Here is a 21,984-nt window from a genome sequence, read left to right on the forward strand (position 1 = left end):
ATCTCCGGCAGGACGTACAGGAAATCTGAGAACATGAGTATTTTAGTTACCGGCGGCGCCGGGTTTATCGGCTCGAATTTTGTGCTTGACTGGCTAAGCGTTAGTGACGAATCAGTCATCAATCTTGATAAGCTAACTTACGCAGGTAACCTTGAGAACCTTGCCACTTTGGAAGGCAAGCAACAACATACATTTGTTCGCGGCGACATTGGCGATGCGGATCTGATTACACAGCTGTTGACGGAACACAAGCCGCGCGCTGTGATTAATTTCGCTGCAGAAAGCCATGTGGACCGGTCCATACACGGTCCGGAAGATTTCATCCAGACCAATATCGTCGGCACCTTCCATTTGCTGGAGTCGGTGCGCGCCTATTGGAACGAACTGAAAGGCGAAGCAAAGAACCTATTTCGCTTTTTGCATGTTTCCACTGATGAGGTCTATGGTTCGCTAAGCAAGACAGACCCTGCGTTCAGCGAAACCAATCGCTACGAGCCCAACAGCCCCTATTCTGCAAGTAAAGCCGCCTCAGATCATTTGGTACGCGCCTATCACCATACCTACGGCTTGCCGGTTTTGACCACCAATTGCTCCAATAACTACGGGCCCTACCATTTCCCAGAAAAACTGATTCCGCTTTGCATATTGAATGCCCTCGCCGGCAAGCCTCTTCCCATCTACGGCGATGGACAGCAGGTTCGTGATTGGCTATATGTCAAAGACCATTGCAGCGCCATTCGGCGCGTTCTGGAGGCCGGCAGACTGGGCGAGGTTTACAACGTAGGGGGCTGGAATGAAAAGGCCAATCTGGATGTAGTAAATACACTGTGCACCATCCTGGATGAACTGCAGCCGCGCGCTGACGGCAAGCCATACAGCACCCAGATTACTTTCATTAAAGACCGTGCAGGCCACGATAGGCGCTATGCTATAGACGCATCGAAGCTGGAGAAAGATCTGGGTTGGAAGCCGGCAGAAACATTTGAGACTGGGATCCGCAAGACCGTGCAATGGTATCTCGACAACCAGCCATGGGTTGCCAATGTAAGCAGCGGTGCTTATCAAGACTGGGTGAACAAACAATACACCATATGAAAATACTGCTATTAGGCAAAAATGGCCAAGTGGGCCACGAGCTTCAACGCGCCCTACTGCCGTTGGGTGAAGTTGTGGCTCTAGGCCGCAAAGAAGCTAACTTAGAAAGCCCTGCCAGCATCAAACGGGTGCTGGACGGGTACGCGCCGAGTATTATTGTGAACGCGGCGGCCTATACCGCTGTAGACAAGGCGGAAAACGACGAAGCTACAGCATTGACCGTAAACGCCGAATCAGTAAAGGCAATGGCGCAGCATGCCAACAAGACCAACGCCCTATTAGTGCACTATTCGACCGACTATGTATACGATGGCGAAAAGGCGGGCACTTATACAGAAGCCGACACGACAAATCCACAAAGTGCCTACGGGCGTACCAAATTGGCGGGCGAACAGGCAATATTGACCAGCGGCTGCCAGGCGTTGATTTTTCGCACTAGCTGGGTTTTTTCGGCCCATGGCGGCAATTTCGTCAAAACCATCATACGCTTGGCCTCAGAGCGCGACAGCCTTGGAATTGTCGCCGATCAAGTAGGAGCGCCAACATCCGCAGAGCTAATCGCCGACGTTACTGCTCTTGCTATTGCCGCGCATAAGAAAAACGCCATTGCCAATGGCATCTACCACTTGACCGGTACGGGCCATGTCAGTTGGCATGGTTTTGCCATGCACATCGTTGCACGACTAAAAGAAAACGGTGCAGCGCTGAAACTAGGCACTGAGCGGATCCGTCCTATCGGAACAGAAGAATATCCACTACCAGCCAAACGGCCGAAAAACTCTCGTCTGGACACCGGCAAACTCAGTAAAGCACTGGGACTGGAAATTCCCCACTGGTCGATCTATGCTGATCGCACCATAGCTCAGCTTACAAAAACGGAAATTTAAATGAAGCGCAAAGGCATTATCTTGGCAGGAGGCTCCGGCACGCGTCTACATCCCGCGACACTAGCTATTAGCAAACAGCTGTTGCCGGTATATGATAAGCCCATGGTGTACTACCCACTAAGCACCCTCATGCTTGCCGGCATACGCGATATTCTTATTATCTCTACACCACAAGACACTCCCCGCTTCGAGCAACTATTGGGTGACGGAAGCCAATGGGGCTTGAACTTACAGTATGCCGTCCAGGCCAGTCCCGATGGTCTGGCCCAAGCTTTCATTATCGGCGAAAATTTTATTGGCAACGACCTTTCAGCCCTGGTTCTTGGCGATAACATCTTTTACGGCCACGATTTTCAAAAACCATTGACCAGCGCAATGCAACGCAGTAAAGGCGCCAGCGTCTTTGCCTACCATGTGCACGATCCTGAACGCTACGGCGTCGCTGAATTCAATGTCGATGGAAAAGTCCTAACGCTAGAAGAAAAGCCGACCAAACCCAAATCCAACTATGCGGTCACGGGCTTGTACTTTTACGATCGCCAGGTAGTGAATATGGCCAAAGATCTAAAGCCATCAGCACGCGGAGAACTGGAGGTCACCGACTTGAACCGCTTATATCTGGAACAAGGCGAACTGAATGTCGAAATTATGGGCCGCGGATATGCGTGGCTGGATACAGGCACACATGAATCGTTGCTGGATGCCAGCCAATTCATTGCTACGCTGGAAAACCGTCAAGGGCTGAAGGTCTCCTGTCCAGAAGAAATCGCCTATCGGCAACAATGGATAGACGCCGCACAATTAGAAAAACTGGCAAAGCCATTAACCAAGAATGGTTATGGCCAGTACTTGCTGCAACTACTTAAAGAAACCGTCTACTAATGAAAGTTACGCCGCTTGCAATTCCCGACGTTATCTTGCTTGAACCCAACGTGTTCGGCGATGACCGAGGATTCTTCTTTGAAAGCTTCAATCAGGCGCAGTTTGAAGCGGCCACAGGAAAAAAACTCAATTTCGTTCAAGACAACCACTCGCGTTCAACTCAAAACGTATTGCGCGGCTTACACTACCAGATCAAGCAGCCTCAAGGCAAATTGGTGCGTGTGGTTGCCGGCTCAGTATTTGACGTTGCCGTCGATATTCGTAAAAACTCACCCACTTTCGGCCAATGGGTCGGCGAAGTCCTAAGCTCAGAAAACAAAAAACAGCTTTGGGTGCCCGAAGGCTTTGCGCATGGCTTTTTGACGTTAAGCGACAAGGCCGAGTTTCTTTACAAAACAACGGATTACTATGCCCCGAAATTCGAACGCTGCATACTTTGGAACGACTCAGAAATTAACGTTCAGTGGCCTCTTGATGGCGAACCGATCCTATCTGAAAAAGACAAACGGGCGCCTTCGCTTCTGAAATCGGAAGTCTTCGAATGACATCTGCTCTACAAGGAATGAATCCACATATCGCGCCACCAACCAGCCCTGCTTCTTTGGCTTGCAGCCTGTGGCGTAATCGCAATCTTATTTTGCAAATGACAAAGCGCGAAGTCGTAGGCCGTTACCGCGGATCGGTTATGGGTTTAGCGTGGTCATTTTTTAACCCCATCTTCATGTTACTGGTGTACACCTTTGTTTTTGCAGTGGTGTTCAAAGCACGGTGGGGCGCGAGTAACATCGAAGAAAGCCGAACCTTGTTCGCCATAGTCTTATTTGTAGGACTAATTGTGCACGGCCTGTTCGCCGAGGTTCTAAATCGGGCGCCGGGCCTTATCATTTCCAACGTAAATTACGTAAAAAAGGTAATTTTCCCGTTGGAAGTATTGCCTGTAGTGGCAATGGGAGCAGCGCTATTCCATAGCACAATCAGCTTGATTGTATTGCTAGCGGCATTTGCACTATTCAACGGCTATATCCACTGGACTGTCATTTTCTTTCCCCTGGTCTTGCTGCCTCTAATCATCATCACTCTCGGACTAGCATGGATCCTTGCTTCCCTGGGCGTTTTCTTACGAGATGTAGGTCAAACCATCAGTATCATCACTATGGTTATGCTATTCATGGCGCCAGTTTTCTACCCTATAACGGCGGTACCACGGCAGCTTCGCTCAATTATCATGGCTAATCCTCTTACAGTCATTATTGAGCAGGCGCGCGAAGTACTGATATGGGGGCGCCTCCCTAACTGGACACTGCTAAGTCTTTATACCGTAGTGGCCCTTGCAGTCGCATGGGTAGGCTATGCCTGGTTTCAGAAAACTAGGAAAGGATTTGCCGATGTCATCTAATGATATAGCGGTACGAGCGCAGAATATTGGCAAGTGCTATCAAATCTATGATGCACCGCGAGATCGACTAAAGCAATTTGTCATGCCTCGATTACAACGTATGGTTGGGGGTGAATCAAAGCCGTACTTTCGCGAATTTAGGGCACTTGACGATGTGTCATTTGAGATAAAAAAGGGCGAAACGGTAGGCATTATCGGGCGCAATGGATCCGGCAAGTCAACGTTGCTACAGATAATCTGCGGCACCCTTACCCCCACGACCGGTGTCGTCGAAACTCGTGGGCGCATTGCAGCGCTATTGGAATTGGGCTCCGGTTTCAACCAAGAATTCACGGGGCGCGAGAACGTATATATGTATGCGGCAGTACTGGGGTTGGGCAAAAAGGAAATCGGGGAACGGTTCGATGCCATTGTTGATTTTGCCGACATAGGTGAGTTCATCGATCAACCAGTAAAAACATACTCCAGCGGCATGATAGTACGGCTGGCATTCGCGGTAATTGCCCATGTCGATGCCGATATACTGATCATTGACGAAGCGCTAGCTGTAGGCGATGCTTTCTTCGTACAAAAGTGCATGCGATTTTTACGCAATTTCATGAAGACCGGCACTATTTTATTTGTAAGCCACGACACCAGCGCCATCAAGAGCCTTTGTAATCGCGCTGTATGGTTAGAGAAAGGAAAAGTAATTGACGCCGGAAGTCCTAAAGATATATCGGAATCTTACCTAAAGGCCTTTTACGAAGAGCAACAAGGGAAAAGCCGTATCATTCCCAGTAAAAAAAGAAATACTGCAAAACCGCAACGGGATCAGCGCCTGACCCTGATCAACGCCAGTAATTTGCGTAATGATTTAGCCATATTCAAATTTGACCCCGAGGCCGCGTCTTTTGGCAAAGGTGGTGCACATATAACCGATGTTGTATTTTGCGACAACGAAGGCGAGCCTCTTTCGTGGATCGTGGGTGGAGAGCCCGTCACTATCGCCATACAAGCCATCGCGAATACATTTATCCGGGAAACCATCATCGGTTTCACCGTTAAAGACAGACTCGGACAGGCAATCTTTGGCGATAATACGTATTTAAGTCACATTGACACCCCCGTATCCTGTCATGAAGATGAACAAATTCGGGCAGAATTCAGGTTCTTCATGCCCATTCTGCCTCCCGGCAACTACAGCATTAGCGTTGCCATCGCCGACGGCACTCAACAAGACCATATCCAGCATCACTGGATATCAGATGCGTTATTGTTCAAGTCTGAATCCAGCAGCGTCGCGACAGGGCTAGTTGGTATCCCAATGCAAGAAATAACACTCCTCGCAGGGTGATTTATAGACAAACAGGAGTGTAAGTATGGAATTCACTGGCGAACGGTTCGTTCCGGAAACCCACGGTGAAATTGAACTAGAGCATCTTCATCGCTATCTGCTGGCATGTGAGATCGTCGCAGGTAAAGCCGTGCTCGATATAGCGAGCGGTGAAGGCTATGGTTCCGCCATGATGGCTAAGACAGCAGCTTCGGTAATTGGTGTTGATATTTCAGCCGAAGCCATCGAGCACGCGAATACCCGGTATCTTCAAGAAAATCTGAAATTTTTGACCGGAACTTGCAGCGCCATTCCCTTACGTGATGCCAGCGTAGACATCGTAGTCAGTTTTGAGACCATCGAGCATCACAATGAACACGAGCAGATGATGTCAGAAATACGGCGAGTGCTACGCCCCGAAGGCGTGCTTTTCATTTCCAGTCCCGATAAGCAGAATTACTCAATAGAACCAGATTTTACGAATGAATTTCATGTGAAGGAGTTGTTCGAGCAGGAATTTAAAGATTTGCTGGAATCACATTTTCAAAATACTCAATATTTTGGACAACGTATTATTTACGGTTCGGGCATACTGACAGACGCAGCCGAAACTATGGTCGTAACGTACAAACGCGACGACTGGGACGTAGTGCGCGGCGCTGGCCTTACCAAGCCTATTTATTGGGTAGCTATAGCCTCCAACGGCCCACTGCCTGCGGTGCCTTCCGGTATATTCGAAGAGTCAATAGAATTGGTGTTGGCGCGAAAAGATAACGACTGGGGAATCAGGGTCGAAAATACCGCAGCCGACTTTCGACGAGAAATAGATAGGATCGTTGCTGAGCGCGATCAAATGTTAGTTGATAAGGATATTTCATATCAACGGGAAATTGATCTACTCTCTACGAAGTTAGTTGATAAGGATATTTCATATCAACGGGAAATTGATCTACTCTCTACGAAGTTAGTTGATAAGGATATTTCATATCAACGGGAAATTGATCTACTCTCTACGAAGTTAGTTGACAAGGATATTTCATATCAGCGGGAGATTGATCTACTCTCTACGAAATACGAGCAAATGCTGGCTAGTAGCGAATCCATGAGTGTACGCTTATCTCACTTTACGCCAAAAGTGAGCGTTGTAATCGTCAATTATAATGGCAAACATTTCTTAGATAACCTACTAAAAAGTATTAAAATCCAGACTGAGCAACCAGCCGAAGTCATTATTGTCGATAACGCCTCTACGGACGGCTCGGTAGATTACCTCCGTGAACATTATTCTTGGGTAAAGGTCATTCAAAGCAAAGAGAATCTAGGCTTCGCCGAAGGTAATAACGTAGGTGTCAGGGCAGCTTCGTCTGCTTTGATTGCCTTATTGAATAATGATGCCATTGCCGAGCCGCAATGGCTTGAGTACCTACTTGAGTCATGGGTCGACTACATTGGAAAAGGTGTTCCCATCGGAGCTGTGTCCCCCAAGATAAGGTATTTGACCAAATTTCTAAATATCCAGATTTCATCTGACACCTCCATTGCTAATGGAAATGATGGTCGGCCTCTGGGGATTGCGGTAGACCTTAACGAAACCCGTATTTTGGATTGCGACTATATAAAACCGCTTCCGCAGTCCGGTTTCCATAACGAAGAAAACTGGCCAAATCAAAGAATTGTGCGCTGGACTAACGGAACAGCTAATCTGTTGCTACCAATTGAAGATCTTGGCCAATCATCACCCGTATTGCGTATAACCAGCGCGCGGCCTGGCGGCCTCATGAGAACAACCGTAACAATAAGTTGTGAAGGAACATTACTTGGCGAATTCGTCTCAACTGCCGACTTTCAAAGTATCGATCTTCGCCTACCCGATACCATCCATGAGAAGTCATTCTGGGTATTGAATAATGCCGGCAGTACACTTGACGAGCGCGGCAATGCTGCAGACATCGGAATTAATCAGCGCGACCTCAATCAATTTGATCAAGTAAAATCGATAAATGCATTTTGTGGATGCAGCCTGCTTTTCGAGCGTAAGGTTTTTCTGGCGTTAAATGGCTTTGATGAGCGGTTCTTTATGTACTACGAAGACGCCGACCTTGCTTGGCGCATGCGTAAGGCCGGCCTGTATTTCGCCTTTGATGCCCGGTCTATAGTGCGTCATATACATGCTGGCAGCAGCATAGAATGGTCGCCCAGCTTCCGGTACCACGTTACCCGTAATCAGCGCCTGATCGCCCTAAAAAATGCGCCAGCCCAAGCTATTCCAAAGCTAATTATCTCTTTAGCAAAAGCATATCTGCGAGGCAAGAAAACCAGGATATCGAACGACCCCTCAAGGCCTTTAAACGAGCTTACATCAACCGAAATCGAGCACAAAGCCATTTATGATGCAGCCCGCTTGGCGCCTCAGATACTTGTGCAACGAGCCTTATTCATAGTTAAATAAAAATCATAATATGAAAATAGGCATATACAACCGCTACTGGAACACCTACGGTGGTGGTGAAAACTATACAGGCACCGTCGCGCAGATACTATCGCTCGATCATGACGTCGAACTTATTTCTGTGGAACCTGTGGATTGGAATCACTTACAGGCTCGGCTACGTCTTGATTTTTCCCGATGTACGACAACATGCTGGCCCAACGTGCCTTGTGAGCGGTTATCGCCATTGACGTCTGAATATGATTTATTCATTAATAGTACTTACGGTTCGTCTATTAGGCCACAGTCTCGGCTATCAGCCATGATCTGCTATTTTCCGCATCAATTATCTAGCCGGTCCCGGCTAAAATCTATCGTGAAGGCGGTAATTAAAAAAACTCGATCCACTGCCTTTGAAATACGCCAGTCGCTTAACAAGCGACTACCTCAATTTGTCGCAATAGCAGGCGCATTTCACCTGGAACCAAACAACTGTGTATGGCTGGATACTAACGCTCTTGTAGCGCTCCCGGTGCAAAAAACAGGAACAGCTCAGATTCCTTTGTGGCCCAAAGCCTATTGCGGGGTACGTAAAGTTACCATTGACGGCGTCCAATGCGATTTTCAAGTATCGGAATTGATGATAAGCATAACTCTGCCTCCGGGCAACGATAGCCATCGTATCGCACATATTGAGTCTGTTCCCGCCAAAATTGATCAAGAGGGCCCATTCAGCGACGGGCGCAGTCTGGGCATTTGTATTGACGCTAGAGAAATTTTGTGGATGTCCGCACCCAGGGCGGTAGAACAAGTGCTGCCTCCAGTTACGCCCATAGCGGCACTGGCCGCTTATAGCCGTATCATTTCGATTTCTAATTTTACAAGCGAATGGATTGCCAACCGCTGGCAGCTTGAATCAACAGAACTACAGCCACCGATTGACACAGACTCTTTCAATTACGACTCACAAAAGCCTCGCGCCCGATTTATTCTTTCGGTAGGCCGCTTTTTTGCTGGTGGGCACAATAAAAAGCACCGAGAAATGGCTGAGGCCTTTATCAAAATGAGGAAGGAAGGTTGTATTCCAGATGACTGGCGTTTAGTGCTGGTAGGGGCTCGCCACCAGGAACACCAGATCCATCTCGATTACTTTGCCGACCTACAAAAAATCTGTGAAGGGCACCCGATTGACATTAAAGCCGACCTTCCTTTTGCTCAACTGGTTGAACACTACCAAACTGCAACGATATATTGGCACGCCGCCGGATGGGGAGAAAATCACTCCGATTTTCCAGAGCGCCTCGAACACTTCGGCATGACAACTTGCGAAGCTATGGCCTGTGGCTGTGTCCCTGTAGTGATTAACGCTGCAGGCCAAAAGGAAATCGTGAACGATGGCAAGAACGGCTATGTCTTCGACGACTACGACACATTGGCGCTACATATAAAAGAGTTGACAGACCCCTTGGCGGAACCCAAGCTGCAGGAACTAAGACTCAACGCTCGGGAATCCGTCCTTAAGTATGCGCGCAGCGATTTCCAAGCCCGTGTTATCAAGGCATTTGACGGACTCGCTTATTGACGCTGCCAGCAATACCAGTAAACAACTTCTGAATATGCTGGAGGCTCGTTTGTTAATTCTGCGTAAGGTTCAGAACTTGCATAAGCAAGTAGGATGGAGAGGCGTGCGGCGGAAAGTAGCCTCTGTACTTAAAAGGCATATAGAAGCTTTCACAGGCTTTGACCGTAATAACTATGGTGAATGGCTACGCCGGTATGGCGCCCTGAATAACAAAAGACGCTCAGTCATTATGGGCAGCATCGAAAAAATGCCCGCTCAATTGATATCAGTGATCATCCCTGTGTCCATGCCCGACGCGAAGCTCGAGCTTATGGCTGATGCCATAAGCTCGGTCCAGGCCCAGCTATATCCACATTGGCAATTACATATTGTTGGCGCGTCTTTTGCGTCGCCCATATTCCGGCAACAGATCGAGCAGCTTTGCCGGGGCGATACGCGCATCAAGTTGCTGCTCGACACGCAAGCTAGCCCTATTTCTGCCGCGATCAACCGAGGACTCAGCGCAACCAGCGCGCAGTGGGTAGCCATGCTAGGCCAGCATGACGTACTTTCAGAGCACGCACTCTACTATGTTGCGCAGACAATCTTGACTAATCCCGACGCAGCCATTATCTATTCAGATGAAGACAAAATAGACACAGCGGGTACTCGGCACGAACCTGCTTTCAAGCCTGATTGGAACCCTGAATTACTCCTATCCGGTAACACAATAGGCAACCTCACGATTTATCAGCGCAAGCTTATTAATACGCTAGGAGGTGTTCGGGCTGACTATGACGGTGCACACTATTACGACTTGACGCTGCGTTGCGTTGAGCAAGTCAAGCCTACTCAAATCATCCATATCCCCAGAGTTTTGTACCACAGCCGCTCAGATCAAGCCAAAATACCTAAGTCCAAAATCTTGGCCTTAAATGAGATAACGCAAGGTCTGCGGGCTATTACTGATCACCTCGAGCGCACTGAGGTCGTTGCAAGCGCTGAAGTCACGACCTTCGGTTCCTATCGCGTGAAATACTCTTTGCCTCCAGCTCAACCCATGGTCAGCATGATTATTCCTACTCGCAACGGTTTGCAATTAATCCAGCAATGCATAGGTAGCATACTTGCCAAGACCCTCTACGAAAACTACGAAATCCTCGTCATTGACAACAATTCCAGCGATCCAGCCACCTTACGATATTTGGCTAGCCTGGAAAGCGAAGAAAAATTGCATGTTGTACGGGATGCCCGTCCATTTAACTACTCAGCGCTAAACAATAACGCAATTAATATCGCCCAAGGCGATTACCTATGCCTACTCAATAACGACATCGAAGTCATCTCACCTGATTGGCTTAACGAGATGCTTGGCCTTGCCATACAACCAGGGATCGGCGCGGTGGGAGCACGACTCTGGTATCCCGACAACACTTTGCAACACGCTGGAGTAATAACCGGCATCGGTGGAATTGCAGGCCATGTCCATAGGCGGCTTGTGCGCGACAGCCCGGGTTACCTTGGCCGCGCGCAACGAACTCAGTCATTCTCGGCTGTTACTGCGGCCTGCCTCTTGGTAAAAAAACAGATTTACCAAGAAGTTGGCGGACTAGACGAAGAGAACCTAGCCGTCGCATTTAATGATGTAGATTTCTGCCTGCGCGTCAAACAAGCGGGCTACCGAAACGTATGGACCCCTTATGCCGAGCTTTATCACCACGAATCAGCTTCGCGCGGACGGGAGGATACCTTGGAGAAATATGACCGCTTTTCTCAAGAAGTTCAATACATGAAGCAACGTTGGGGCGATAACCTAAAAAACGACCCGGCATACAACCCCAATTTGACTCTGGAGCATGAAGATTGCAGTCTTGCTTGGCCACCACGCGAGCAAGAGTTAGAGGCTTTATGGAATGATAAGCGAGTATGTTGACAAGCCATGGGCGTTTCCTGAAAAGTGATACTGCTTGGGCTATACTTTTAAAGCTTTGCGCTATTGCTGTCGACGAGTGCAGTGTTGATTTATGGGTAGATTAACTAGATAGTTCTATACATCATTACACTAGGCGATGTATCTCGCTCAGCGGATAAGGAATATGACAAGCAAATTAATTCCAACAATTTTATGCGGCGGCGCAGGCTCGAGATTGTGGCCAGTGTCACGCGAACAACATCCTAAGCCGTTTATTCGTTTAGCTGACAACATGAGCCTGTTGCAAAAGGCCTTCGTGCGAGGCGCGGCCCTGCCAGAAGTTGCAGAGGTATTAACGGTTACAAACCGTGAGCTTTTTTTTAAAACTGAAGACGAGTTCAAACAGGTCAATAGGACGGGGATCGCGGTTAGTTACATCCTCGAGCCTTTTGGCCGCAACACCGCAGCCGCTGTTGCTTGTGCCGCACTGCAAATCAGCAGTAAACACGGCAACGACGCCATTATGCTGGTGTTGGCGGCAGACCATCTTATTGCAGATCAGCACGCGTTCGCACACGCCGTCACACGAGCCATGGTACTTGCCAAACAAGGTCAACTAGTCACCTTCGGCATCCGACCCGACGCACCAGAAACAGGCTATGGCTACATCGAAGCTGATGGCGAACGCGCAATACGGTTTGTCGAAAAGCCCACGCTTGAGGTTGCCCAGGAATACCTGGATTCTCGACGCTTTCTATGGAATTCAGGAATGTTCTGCATGCAGGCAGGAATAGTTCTGAGCGAATTAGAGCGCTACTGCCCCGACGTATTAAACGCCGCCAAGAATTGTCTGGCTCTATCACGAGAGGCGCAAAGCAATAATTTTGTGCAACTTACTCTGGACGCGGACACCTTTGCCAACGTGCCAGATATATCTATCGATTATGCCTTAATGGAGAAATCAACTCAGGTATCAGTCATCCCTTGCGACATTGGCTGGAGCGACATCGGCTCATGGACTGCCTTAAGCGGCCTCAGCGAAGGCGATGCTCAAGGGAATGCTATCGAGGGCGAAGCCGTCCTACATAATGTAGAAAACTGCTACATCCAAAGCCATGATCGCCTAGTGGGTGCGGTCGGAATAAAAGACCTGATTATTGTCGATACACCGGACGCCCTTCTTGTTGCTGCCAAAAACTGTACCCAAGATGTCAAAAACATTTATGCAACTTTAAAAGCACGAGGGAATGACGCTTATAAATTGCATCGCACTGTTTACAGGCCATGGGGCAGTTACACAGTACTAGAAGAGGGCAACCGCTTCAAAATGAAGCGCCTGGAAGTCAAGCCTGGTGGTCGTCTCAGCTTGCAAATGCATCATCACCGCAGTGAACACTGGATTGTAGTCAGTGGAATGGCACGCGTCATTAATGGTGAACACGAAGCCTTGATTAATACCAACGAGTCGACTTACATTCCCGCCGGGCATCAGCACCGCCTGGAAAACCCGGGAGTTATTGACCTGGTACTGATCGAAGTACAAAGCGGAGAATATCTTGGCGAAGATGACATCATACGTTTTGAAGACGTCTATGGCCGCGAATAGCTCATTGTTATGCGCCTTTAATTTTTTGAAAGAAGAAGAATGACTATCTCACCCCGTACCGCAATTGTTACCGGCATTACTGGCCAGGATGGAGCATATCTTGCAGAGTTATTGCTTCAAAAAGGCTATATTGTTTACGGCACATACCGACGCACAAGCTCGGTAAACTTCTGGCGCATTGAAGAGCTCGGCGTGCACTCTAATGCGAATTTACACCTAGTTGAATATGACCTTACAGATCTTGGCGCGAGCATCACCTTGCTTCAAAAGGTGCAGCCCGACGAAATTTATAACTTAGCCGCGCAAAGTTTTGTTGGAGTCAGTTTTGATCAACCGACTACAACGGCGCAAATTACAGGGCTGGGCGCTGTAAACCTGCTAGAAGCCATACGGCTAACCAATAGGAAGATCCGCTTTTATCAAGCCTCAACGTCTGAGATGTTTGGTAAGGTGCAGGCTATCCCACAGCAAGAAGACACCCCGTTCTACCCTCGTAGTCCTTACGGCGCCGCCAAACTATACGCTCACTGGATGACTGTCAATTACCGCGAAAGCTACGATATTTTTGGTAGTAGCGGCATTCTGTTTAACCATGAGTCTCCCCTTCGAGGGAGGGAGTTCGTGACACGAAAAATCACAGACTCCGTCGCCAAGATCAAATTGGGCAAACTTGATGTATTAGAACTAGGCAATCTAGATGCCAAACGCGATTGGGGCTTCGCCAAAGAGTACGTCGATGCCATGTGGCGCATGCTCCAGATCGACACGCCTGATACCTTCGTCGTCGCAACGAATCGTACAGAAACAGTACGTGACTTTGTTTCCATGGCGTTCAAATCAGCTGGCTATGAGCTCGAATTCAAGGGCACTGCTGACAGCGAAATAGCACTTGATGCGGCAACAGGTAAAGTGTTGGTACGCGTAAATCCCAAGTTTTACCGCCCTGCCGAAGTTGAATTGTTAATTGGAAATCCAGCCAAGGCTAAGGCTAAGCTAGGTTGGTCGCCGCAAACATCACTGGAAGATCTTTGCAAAATGATGGTGCTAGAAGACTTGCGCCGCAATAAAGAAGGGTTTTCGTTTTGATGCCTACCAACAAAACGGCCCTGATTACAGGCATTCAGGGCTTCACGGGCAGCTACATGCAAGCCGAGCTCACAGCAGCCGGATATCGGGTTGTCGGACTCGGCTCTCATGCCGGTCCCGACCAAGACGACTATCGCCAAGTGAATCTGGTGGATGGTGCGGCGGTAAAGCAGACAATACAAGATATCCAGCCCAGTGTAATCGTGCACCTTGCAGCAGTAGCGTTCGTAGGACATGGGAACGCCAATGCATTCTATGAAGTCAATCTAATAGGGACACGTAATTTACTCGAAGGCATTGCAGCAATGGACAGCATTCCTGACTGTGTGCTATTGGCGAGCAGCGCAAATGTATATGGCAATGCGCAGGAAGGCATTTTGAGCGAAGATACTGTTCCCGCCCCTGCAAACCACTACGCGGTCAGCAAGCTCGCTATGGAACATATGGCCACATTATATAGTGCCATCTTCCCAATCGTTATTGCGCGTCCATTCAACTACACAGGGCTTGGACAGTCAGATAAATTCCTAATTCCGAAAATCGTCTCACATTTCCGCTCTAAAGCGCCAATAATAGAACTAGGCAACCTAGATGTATGGCGCGACTTTAGCGATGTGCGCTCGATAGCGCAAGCATATCGGCGCCTACTAGAAGTACCTTCGGCAGCCGGGCAAACCGTAAATGTATGTTCGGGTGAAACGTACTCCTTGCGCGAAATAATAGATATATGCAGCACAATCACCGGCCACAGTCTCAATGTCCATGTCAACCCAGCGTTTGTCAGATCCAACGAAATCAAGAGCCTATGCGGTGATGGAAGCCGCTTACGCGGCCTGATAGGCGTATGGAAATCAGTGCCATTGGCAAAGACTTTGCAATGGATGTTGGCGGTTAATTAATAATCAAAAATGCAAAATGCAACCATGAACCGGCCAATGCGGCAGAGTTACATCTTTTTTTGGCGTGAAATAATTTTTTCTGTATTTATATTGCTTGCAACATTCAGTTGCCGTGCACAGCCTGCGACGCCGGTTTTCCTGCATTTTTTCGATTGGTTTCACACGACGGAGTGGCAAGAAGATAAATTTGTTGACCCGCTTGACTGGCAGGCTATTGGCCTACGGGGAGAAGACCGGTCATCCGAAGACTTCTATTTTAAGCAATTCCAATATATTAAGTCGCTTGGAATAGATGCAATCGCGTGGGAATACCACCTACAGAGTGGCGCACCTGCTACCTATCCCGCCCCAGAAGCGATCCGTGCTCTTGAACGAAGCCAGCTAAAAATTGCTCCATTCTATGATTGGGGAATTTCAGCCAAAGTTCGCAATCAACCTGGAGAACAGCGATTGCCCACGCTGTCGAATCCAGGCTCCATCCGCCCCGACTCTGCTACAGCAAATCTTATTATTGCTGAGTTAGGGACCTTCTTTCAGAAGGTCCCTCGACATTTACAAGCACGCGATAAAAAGGGACGCACAGTCATATTCGTATTTGGCTATGGTTTTGATGATTCTGATCCCGATCCAGTAGCGTGGCAAACATTTGGCGAAGCACTTCGCAAGGGGGTCGCAGAGTTCTCCGAAGTGTCACCTATGTTCTATTGGACGGCTAAAAACTCAATATTTCAGGAACATTTGTTCTTACATCATCGGGAGAATTTCACTCCTTTCCAATTCGTTTTAGACACGCCTCAAAGCCAGTTCGGGCATGAATCAGTTACCTGGAACTTCGGTTTCGATAACTTAGGAATACAAAAACGCGATGCAATGCAGCGAGTTATCAGGCTCGACCTTCGCTATATAAAGGAGATGGGCTGGATGTCAAAGGCGACCGACCCCTCTCTGGTATTTGTCTACAGCTGGAATGAACCTTTTGAAGGCTCCATGCTACTGCCTACCCAGCAATGGGGAGACACAAAGGCACAATTAGCCAAAGCTTATATCCGCCGCATGAAAATCGGTCGAGATCCTTTACTTCCCAAAACCCTACTTATCGTTGACGATCTGGACGAATATTGGAAGAGCCGAAAAAATGATTGGCATCTCGTCATGTTGCGGGAATTGCTTCTATATCCTATGCGACGGTTTGTGCCACAGGCAGACGTCAGGATGTCGGCCGAAGTGACGCCAGAATTATTAGACCAATATTCATACGTTATCGATCTAACAACAAGCAAGGTGACTCAGGTATCCTCATGGCTAATAGAGAGGATGAACTCTCATCGCATCATGATATTCGATCCATTGGCGTCAAGTACGGGCAGCACCATCACAGCTGGTTTCGCTAAATTGGGCAAATCACCGACCATTAATCGAGAGGTCCTCCTTGGAAAAGGCAAAGGAAAACTGTTTGTACGAGATGATGTAAACCGCGCGCGAGTATGTCAAGAGTGTCAAGTAAAGCTAACAGTTGACCTTCCTGTATCAGGGAAAGTTACAGCAACAGTTCCTTTGGTGGTGACAAAAGGGGATGATGTATGGGTCAATGCATACACTAACAACCAAGAAGTATTGGCCTCGGCCTTTGCCTCCTTGTATGGCCGGCCCCTGGGAGTCAGCATTCTTTATGGAGAGGCATATGCAAGTCAAAGACTTGAAATTGATGGAAAGACGGGTCAAGTGACCCATAACCGCTTGAATCGTTACTCAATCAATGATCATTGGGATATACCCGCTAACATAGATTGGCATCGGATGCCCGCAGAAGTATCTCCCGAGCACTACAATTTCATCTTTGGCGTCAATTAGTGAAGGACGCACACCTGTAGCAGCTACATGCTTTTGGTAATCTAGATACATAGCGGGGGCCAATCCGATAACTTTAGATTAAGATTCAAACCACCACATATTATCTTTAGCCACGATACCTAAAAGTGACCCCCAGATAACGCTATATTCTGAGCTAGTTTTCGAGCTATTCGGTCGGCATTGGCCATAATCGTTAGTGTATGCGATTTTTCGGTGAGGATCGGGAGACTTGCTCCGTCAGCGATATAGATTCCTCTTATTCCAAAAAGTGCTCCGTCTGCGTTCGTTTCGCCGACAGTTGGTGCTTCTCGCATAGGCAATGAGCACGCGTAATGTATATCGCTACCAGGTTTGCCAAGAGTAAAACTTTTCGGTAGCAGTACAGCGCCTAGCTTCCAAAAGGCCTTGCGCAGACGTTTCTCAGATAAATGCATTAAAGAGGAAACCTTTTGGCTGTATCTGCCTTCTATGTTTAAGTAATTATTGGCCTTTAAAGAAAGGGTCGCTGTAGTTAAGTTTCCCGGCAAGAATATATTTCCGACAACACAAGAGCTTAACAGCGCACTCAGAAAGTCAATTCCATACCTTTTGCGCAACGGTAGGTATCTTAAAAACTCGGCAACTGAAATTCCTGTTGGATTGAAGAGAGAGCCGAAACCTGATATTTCACCTGGTAGTGATAATACAAATGACAATTGACCCAGACCAAACGCAGATTCGCGCTGTTTTCCTAGCGCAGCTGGCAGCCAAAGCATGAACGCGGCCGTAGGGCACGAGTGCATTGCTACTGGCTTTTCGAAATTGAGAGCCTGGAGAGCCAATTTTGTGGTAGCTATGGTACCTGCGGCCAAGATGACTTTCTTTGCATTAAATATTCGTTTGCCAGTTATGTCGGTCCCAAATATCGCGGGATTACCTTCTGTATATATGATCTTCTCTACAATAAAACCGCTTTTATACGTAAAGTTTGCATATCTTATAAGAAGCCTGAGATCTTCTGTTGCCGCGTATAGCGCCCGGCGGTCGCACCCCCACAAACAGTTCCCACTTAAGTCACAGGCGTGCCGGTCGCCTATACTTTCTGAAAGCGCAGCAACACGCGAATGCCCCAAACGCATGCCAAGCGACGTCACTTTAGATCTTCTTTTAACGTAACGATCTAATAAGCTACTCTGTAGGTTGTCCATCTGAATGGGTGGGCTAGCCCATTGATCGAGGCCAAAGTATTGCGAAAGGTCATCGTCAATACCGCCGCTAACGCCGATACGACGAGTGACCGTTGCATACGACTGTTCAATTTCGGATGAGGCGAAGGGAAAATGGCGTAGTTCTTCAACTGACAGCCGAGCAACACCACACCCCCACGCGTTCGACAGCCCTCCTTGTGCAAGCGAGCCAACCACCACAAAATCATTGGGCTCAATTTTATTAAAGAGATTGAATTTTTCGAATACGGATGCATGTGTCGGCGCTCTAAGTTTCGGCGAAACAGCATCCATATTACGCAATGCATGGTAGTTTCTTCCGACCATCCACTCCCACTGGTTTTCATCTTCCAATCGACTTACCAAATACGGCTTCGAGGGTGGGGAAATGGTAGAGTCCCTTCCTCCATCCACAAGCAATACCTTGAGTCCCGCTTCTACCAATGGAAAAGCGCTAGAAACACCCGCGGGCCCACTGCCAACTATAATTATGTCGAAGTCAGAGCTCATCGTCATAGCTCCGTGCTACGCCGTCGCAACTTCATAAACAAGTTTGCCCCCAATCTCGAAGCTCGCCAAAATATTTCCAAAACAACAGCTGACAGCATTGCCGAGAGACAGACGGGTAGTCCCATATGACTACCGAGGGCTAGAAAACGTCGCGCCCCCTGTGTCGTAGCCTCAGCCAAAACGACTGCCGCATTTAAACGCAGGGCGAACTCGGCATGCGATCCGTCTGTTTTTAGGCCTGGCTCATCGAGAAACCCAAAGAGGAAGGGCCAACGATACATCATGGAAGATATTGTGAGTGGTTGACCTTCTCTAACGCTCTCTACATAACGGACATATCTTTTAATCAATGCTATAGAAGGAGTCGTTTTTAAAATATATGTGAGAAGGCCCTTGCCTTCACGAATAAGATTGCGCCGTCGATTACGCCCTGAAAGCGTCATTCCTGATGTTATTGGTCGAAGTGAAATTCCTAATAATTTCAAGTCGTGCGCTGTTTTCATGCTCGGAAGATCAAATAGAGACATGAGTCTATCCAACCCGAATTTGGATCGTAAGTGTTCCCCGATTACAACCCCTACCATTCGGACAAGAGCAATGGGTACAGGCACCAGCAGCCGATATCTTTGCACTCTTTCCTTGGCAATGATACGTAGAAAGCTTGTGAATGAGATCGGCTTGGGCGCACCCAAACAAATTATCGACAACTTGAATTCCTCCGATTCAGCACACAGAACGAGTGCTAGAGCTAGATCGTCGACATGAATGGGTTGTATCTTTGGAGCAGGCAAAAATACTGGTATTACTAAAAGTCGGCGCACTGTATTAACAAGCATCCCGAACAAACCGCGTTCAGTTCCCCCATACACTTGTCCGGGTCTCACTGCTATGCCCCCTGCCTCGCGAACTAGTCTTTCAATCTCATATTTCGTCTTACCGTATGCCGTTGGTGCAGTTTGACTAGCAGTTTGGCTTGATAGAAAAATAAATTTTGCACTGACCTGTTTTGCTGCGTGTATAAGACTTTCGGCTGCGCGCACCTCCATTGCGGAGTCCAATGCCCTCAAGTCTGTTGTAGCGGCAAGATGCAGGACTACATCGATACTATCAGGTAGTCGAATAGCGAACGGCGAGTTAAGGTCAAACGGAAGCCAAGTTACGTGCTCATTTATGGGTTTCCGTGATGCAGCAATTACTTCATGTCCGCGCGATAAGGCCTGACAAATGAGGCGTGACCCGATGTACCCTGTCGCACCTGTTATCAATAGCCTCATTACCTGTCACCTCGCTTTGTATTCGAATTGAGTGAGTTATCGCGAGGCTTACAAAAAACATATGTCTTGCTAAGCCAATATGTTAGGAGCAAGCAAATCGCATCAGATATGACTTTTCCGTATAGGGGATACGAAATGGCCAACAATACCAAGAGAAGCACCAGAGAAGACAGAGGAATATTAAGGCCTAAGAGCGCAAAATATCGGATAGCTTGCTCACCATGCTTTATCTTTTGCGTGGATTGAAAGGTAAAATTCCTGTGTGCGATAAACGCAAATACTCCGGCGACAATCTTTCCAAAAACATTTGAAATGATCGGATCGGCCCCTAACAGTTTAAACCCAATAAGAAACCCTCCAATATCCAATCCATAAGCAAGAACCTGCACAACGAGATATCTGAAAAAAGTCATACCACTACTTTTTTTAGAACCACCACATGATGGAGAGCCAACCATCGATTAAGCGGCGACAACATCCATTGCAAAATCGATATAATTGGACTAGCCCAATTAGGACACATCTGCCTAAAATTTAGTCCACCAGAAAGCATGTATTTCAGATAATTGGGGCAAGTTTGCTGGTGAACAATTTTTAAAGTAGGGAATTTACATTCAAAACTTTGCCGATCTCTTATGAAAACGATATAACTTAGAGCTTGATTGGCGCCATTCATGGGGCCAATTAGTGGTGTTTCCCACGACTGAAACTTTTTATCGTAGCCTTCGGTTCTGAAAAGCCTCTTGAACAAAAAAGTAGCGAACGGACCATAATAAGGCTCTAGTAGTATCGCACCTCCGCCGGGGGGCAGCACTTTCTCAAGCTGTTGAAAGAAACGGTCAGGATGGGGGAAATGGTGAAAGCAGTTCTGGCCAAACACAACTCGAACCGATCCACTTTCCAAATCCATGTCTTCCGCATTAAGTGTCCGATCAAGGCCCGGTCCAGAAACGATATCTGTAGCAAGAACATCAGCGTATGATTCACGAATTGGCGCGACGCCTGCACCGATTTCAATCCTCAGGCCTTTCGCGGATAAGAATTGTTCGTCCAGACTGTGAAATAGATGGTGGAATTCGCTAAAGACTTCACGCAACAACCGCTTGCGCCTCAACACGCTGCTATGGGCAATGAGACGACCCTCACCGTCCACATCAAGTATTTTAACCGACGGATCCCTTAACCAATCAAACAAACTTTTCATCGCTCAACTCCCTAAATCACCTAACGTTTCATTAGAGCGCTTCCGATGTCGAGGCCTTTTAGGTATAGCGGCAATGTCGTAGCCGATAAACGCAAGGACTAGTTGCAATCCCATAAGTATAGGCATGGCAGCCAACATGACAGTCCCTGCAGGCGTAGGCACCCCAGCTTGACTCGATTCAAACCATTGGTATCCGCCTAGGCTTATTCCAAAAATCAACATTAGCAGACCAAGAGGCAATTCAATGGAAGCCAATGATACATCGCGTAGATAATAGGAATAGAAAAGTCGCTTGATAAAATTTCGAATATGCTTAATAAAAAATTCACCTACTATTTTTGAAATTTTGAGGTTACTTACTTCACTGCCATAAGAGGCATCCATTGGAATGTCAACAACTACTGCACGTAGAATGTTAAGGCGGAATAGCATATCCGTTTCAAAAAAATAGCGCTGACTTATTTTTTTAAACGGAAGGTAACGCGCAACATCGCTATGGATCGCCGTATAACCATTGGTTGGGTCGAATACATCCCAATATCCAGAGGAAAGTTTGGTCATGAAGGACAATGCCGCGTTGCCAAGAAGTCGGGCGGGCGGCATTGCATGAATCTCTTTTAAGTCAAAAAAACGATTGCCTTTGGTGTAGTCGGCCTCACCAGCCACGATGGGAGCGACAAAATTGGGTATTAAGCCTGGGTCCATCTGTCCGTCACCATCTACCTTGACGATTATTTCCATGCCATCCCCCTCTGTCACAATAGATGTCCGGTCACTTGAACCTAATAGATGAGGGGGCGGTTGGAGTGTTTTCATGTCCGCCTATAGCCCTGAGCTCAAAGAGCAAATCGTCAGGAAAATGATGCCACCTAA

General features: G+C 47.8%; 18 protein-coding genes and 2 pseudogenes. 13 read left to right on the forward strand and 7 right to left on the reverse strand.

Going from position 1 to position 21,984, the window contains the following annotated elements; translation table 11 throughout:
* Positions 1-33: 33 nt before the first annotated feature.
* The 13 genes from rfbB (at position 34) to CR155_RS18510 (ending at position 16,918) form a co-directional block, all read left to right on the forward strand.
* Positions 34-1,095 (forward strand): dTDP-glucose 4,6-dehydratase, encoded by a 1,062-nt coding sequence (rfbB, locus tag CR155_RS18450; protein WP_102071498.1) that lies wholly within the window; start codon positions 34-36, stop codon positions 1,093-1,095.
* Positions 1,092-1,982, forward strand: coding sequence for a dTDP-4-dehydrorhamnose reductase (gene rfbD / locus CR155_RS18455; RefSeq protein WP_102071499.1), 891 nt, complete (start codon positions 1,092-1,094; stop codon positions 1,980-1,982). The genes rfbB and rfbD overlap by 4 nt, the downstream gene beginning before the upstream one ends.
* Positions 1,983-2,864, forward strand: coding sequence for a glucose-1-phosphate thymidylyltransferase RfbA (rfbA, locus tag CR155_RS18460; RefSeq protein ID WP_102071500.1), 882 nt, complete (start codon positions 1,983-1,985; stop codon positions 2,862-2,864).
* A complete protein-coding gene (gene rfbC / locus CR155_RS18465) occupies positions 2,864-3,409 on the forward strand; it encodes a dTDP-4-dehydrorhamnose 3,5-epimerase (protein WP_102071501.1) in 546 nt (181 codons plus the stop codon). The genes rfbA and rfbC overlap by 1 nt, the downstream gene beginning before the upstream one ends.
* Positions 3,406-4,260, forward strand: coding sequence for an ABC transporter permease (locus tag CR155_RS18470; protein WP_439650461.1), 855 nt, complete (start codon positions 3,406-3,408; stop codon positions 4,258-4,260). Before rfbC ends, CR155_RS18470 begins: the two co-directional genes overlap by 4 nt.
* Positions 4,250-5,596, forward strand: coding sequence for an ABC transporter ATP-binding protein (locus CR155_RS18475; RefSeq protein WP_102071502.1), 1,347 nt, complete (start codon positions 4,250-4,252; stop codon positions 5,594-5,596). Before CR155_RS18470 ends, CR155_RS18475 begins: the two co-directional genes overlap by 11 nt.
* Positions 5,597-5,621: 25 nt before the next feature.
* Positions 5,622-8,024 (forward strand): methyltransferase domain-containing protein, encoded by a 2,403-nt coding sequence (locus tag CR155_RS18480; protein WP_102071503.1) that lies wholly within the window; start codon positions 5,622-5,624, stop codon positions 8,022-8,024.
* A gap of 301 nt (positions 8,025-8,325) precedes the next feature.
* Positions 8,326-9,585 (forward strand): glycosyltransferase family 4 protein, encoded by a 1,260-nt coding sequence (locus tag CR155_RS18485; RefSeq protein ID WP_199171818.1) that lies wholly within the window; start codon positions 8,326-8,328, stop codon positions 9,583-9,585.
* Positions 9,527-11,497, forward strand: a complete 1,971-nt coding sequence (locus CR155_RS18490; RefSeq protein ID WP_102071505.1) for a glycosyltransferase family 2 protein — start codon at positions 9,527-9,529, stop codon at positions 11,495-11,497. Before CR155_RS18485 ends, CR155_RS18490 begins: the two co-directional genes overlap by 59 nt.
* Before the next feature lie 163 nt (positions 11,498-11,660).
* Complete coding sequence (locus tag CR155_RS18495; protein ID WP_102071506.1) at positions 11,661-13,082, forward strand: mannose-1-phosphate guanylyltransferase/mannose-6-phosphate isomerase; 1,422 nt, start codon at positions 11,661-11,663, stop codon at positions 13,080-13,082.
* Between the two features lie 39 nt (positions 13,083-13,121).
* Positions 13,122-14,168, forward strand: a complete 1,047-nt coding sequence (gmd, locus tag CR155_RS18500) for a GDP-mannose 4,6-dehydratase (protein ID WP_102071507.1) — start codon at positions 13,122-13,124, stop codon at positions 14,166-14,168.
* Positions 14,168-15,067, forward strand: coding sequence for a GDP-mannose 4,6-dehydratase (locus CR155_RS18505; protein WP_102071508.1), 900 nt, complete (start codon positions 14,168-14,170; stop codon positions 15,065-15,067). Before gmd ends, CR155_RS18505 begins: the two co-directional genes overlap by 1 nt.
* A gap of 9 nt (positions 15,068-15,076) precedes the next feature.
* Positions 15,077-16,918 (forward strand): hypothetical protein, encoded by a 1,842-nt coding sequence (locus CR155_RS18510; RefSeq protein WP_143705216.1) that lies wholly within the window; start codon positions 15,077-15,079, stop codon positions 16,916-16,918.
* A 119-nt stretch (positions 16,919-17,037) separates the two neighbouring features.
* On the opposite strand, the gene CR155_RS18515 is transcribed toward CR155_RS18510, so the two are convergent.
* From CR155_RS18515 to CR155_RS18535, 7 genes and pseudogenes are all read right to left on the reverse strand, one after another.
* Positions 17,038-18,477: a GMC oxidoreductase gene (locus tag CR155_RS18515; protein WP_199171819.1), complete on the reverse strand. Its 1,440-nt coding sequence runs from the start codon at positions 18,475-18,477 to the stop codon at positions 17,038-17,040.
* A 57-nt stretch (positions 18,478-18,534) separates the two neighbouring features.
* Positions 18,535-18,639, reverse strand: a pseudogene (locus tag CR155_RS21410) (FAD-dependent oxidoreductase); the annotation flags it as partial.
* Positions 18,636-19,160: a hypothetical protein gene (locus tag CR155_RS21175; protein ID WP_233214412.1), complete on the reverse strand. Its 525-nt coding sequence runs from the start codon at positions 19,158-19,160 to the stop codon at positions 18,636-18,638. The gene CR155_RS21175 and the pseudogene CR155_RS21410, both read right to left, overlap by 4 nt.
* A 204-nt stretch (positions 19,161-19,364) precedes the next feature.
* Positions 19,365-19,907, reverse strand: a pseudogene (locus CR155_RS21415) (SDR family oxidoreductase); the annotation flags it as partial.
* Positions 19,907-20,365, reverse strand: a complete 459-nt coding sequence (locus CR155_RS21420; RefSeq protein ID WP_369406189.1) for a GtrA family protein — start codon at positions 20,363-20,365, stop codon at positions 19,907-19,909. The gene CR155_RS21420 and the pseudogene CR155_RS21415, both read right to left, overlap by 1 nt.
* Positions 20,317-21,111, reverse strand: coding sequence for a class I SAM-dependent methyltransferase (locus CR155_RS18530; protein ID WP_102071513.1), 795 nt, complete (start codon positions 21,109-21,111; stop codon positions 20,317-20,319). The genes CR155_RS21420 and CR155_RS18530 overlap by 49 nt, the downstream gene beginning before the upstream one ends.
* A 3-nt stretch (positions 21,112-21,114) precedes the next feature.
* The gene (locus CR155_RS18535) at positions 21,115-21,927 is read right to left on the reverse strand and encodes a glycosyltransferase family 2 protein (RefSeq protein ID WP_233214413.1); all 813 of its coding nucleotides are present in this window, start codon (positions 21,925-21,927) and stop codon (positions 21,115-21,117) included.
* Positions 21,928-21,984 lie beyond the last annotated feature (57 nt).

The sequence above is a fragment of the Pollutimonas nitritireducens genome (assembly GCF_002849615.1).
Classification (GTDB): Bacteria; Pseudomonadota; Gammaproteobacteria; order Burkholderiales; family Burkholderiaceae_B; genus Pollutimonas; species Pollutimonas nitritireducens.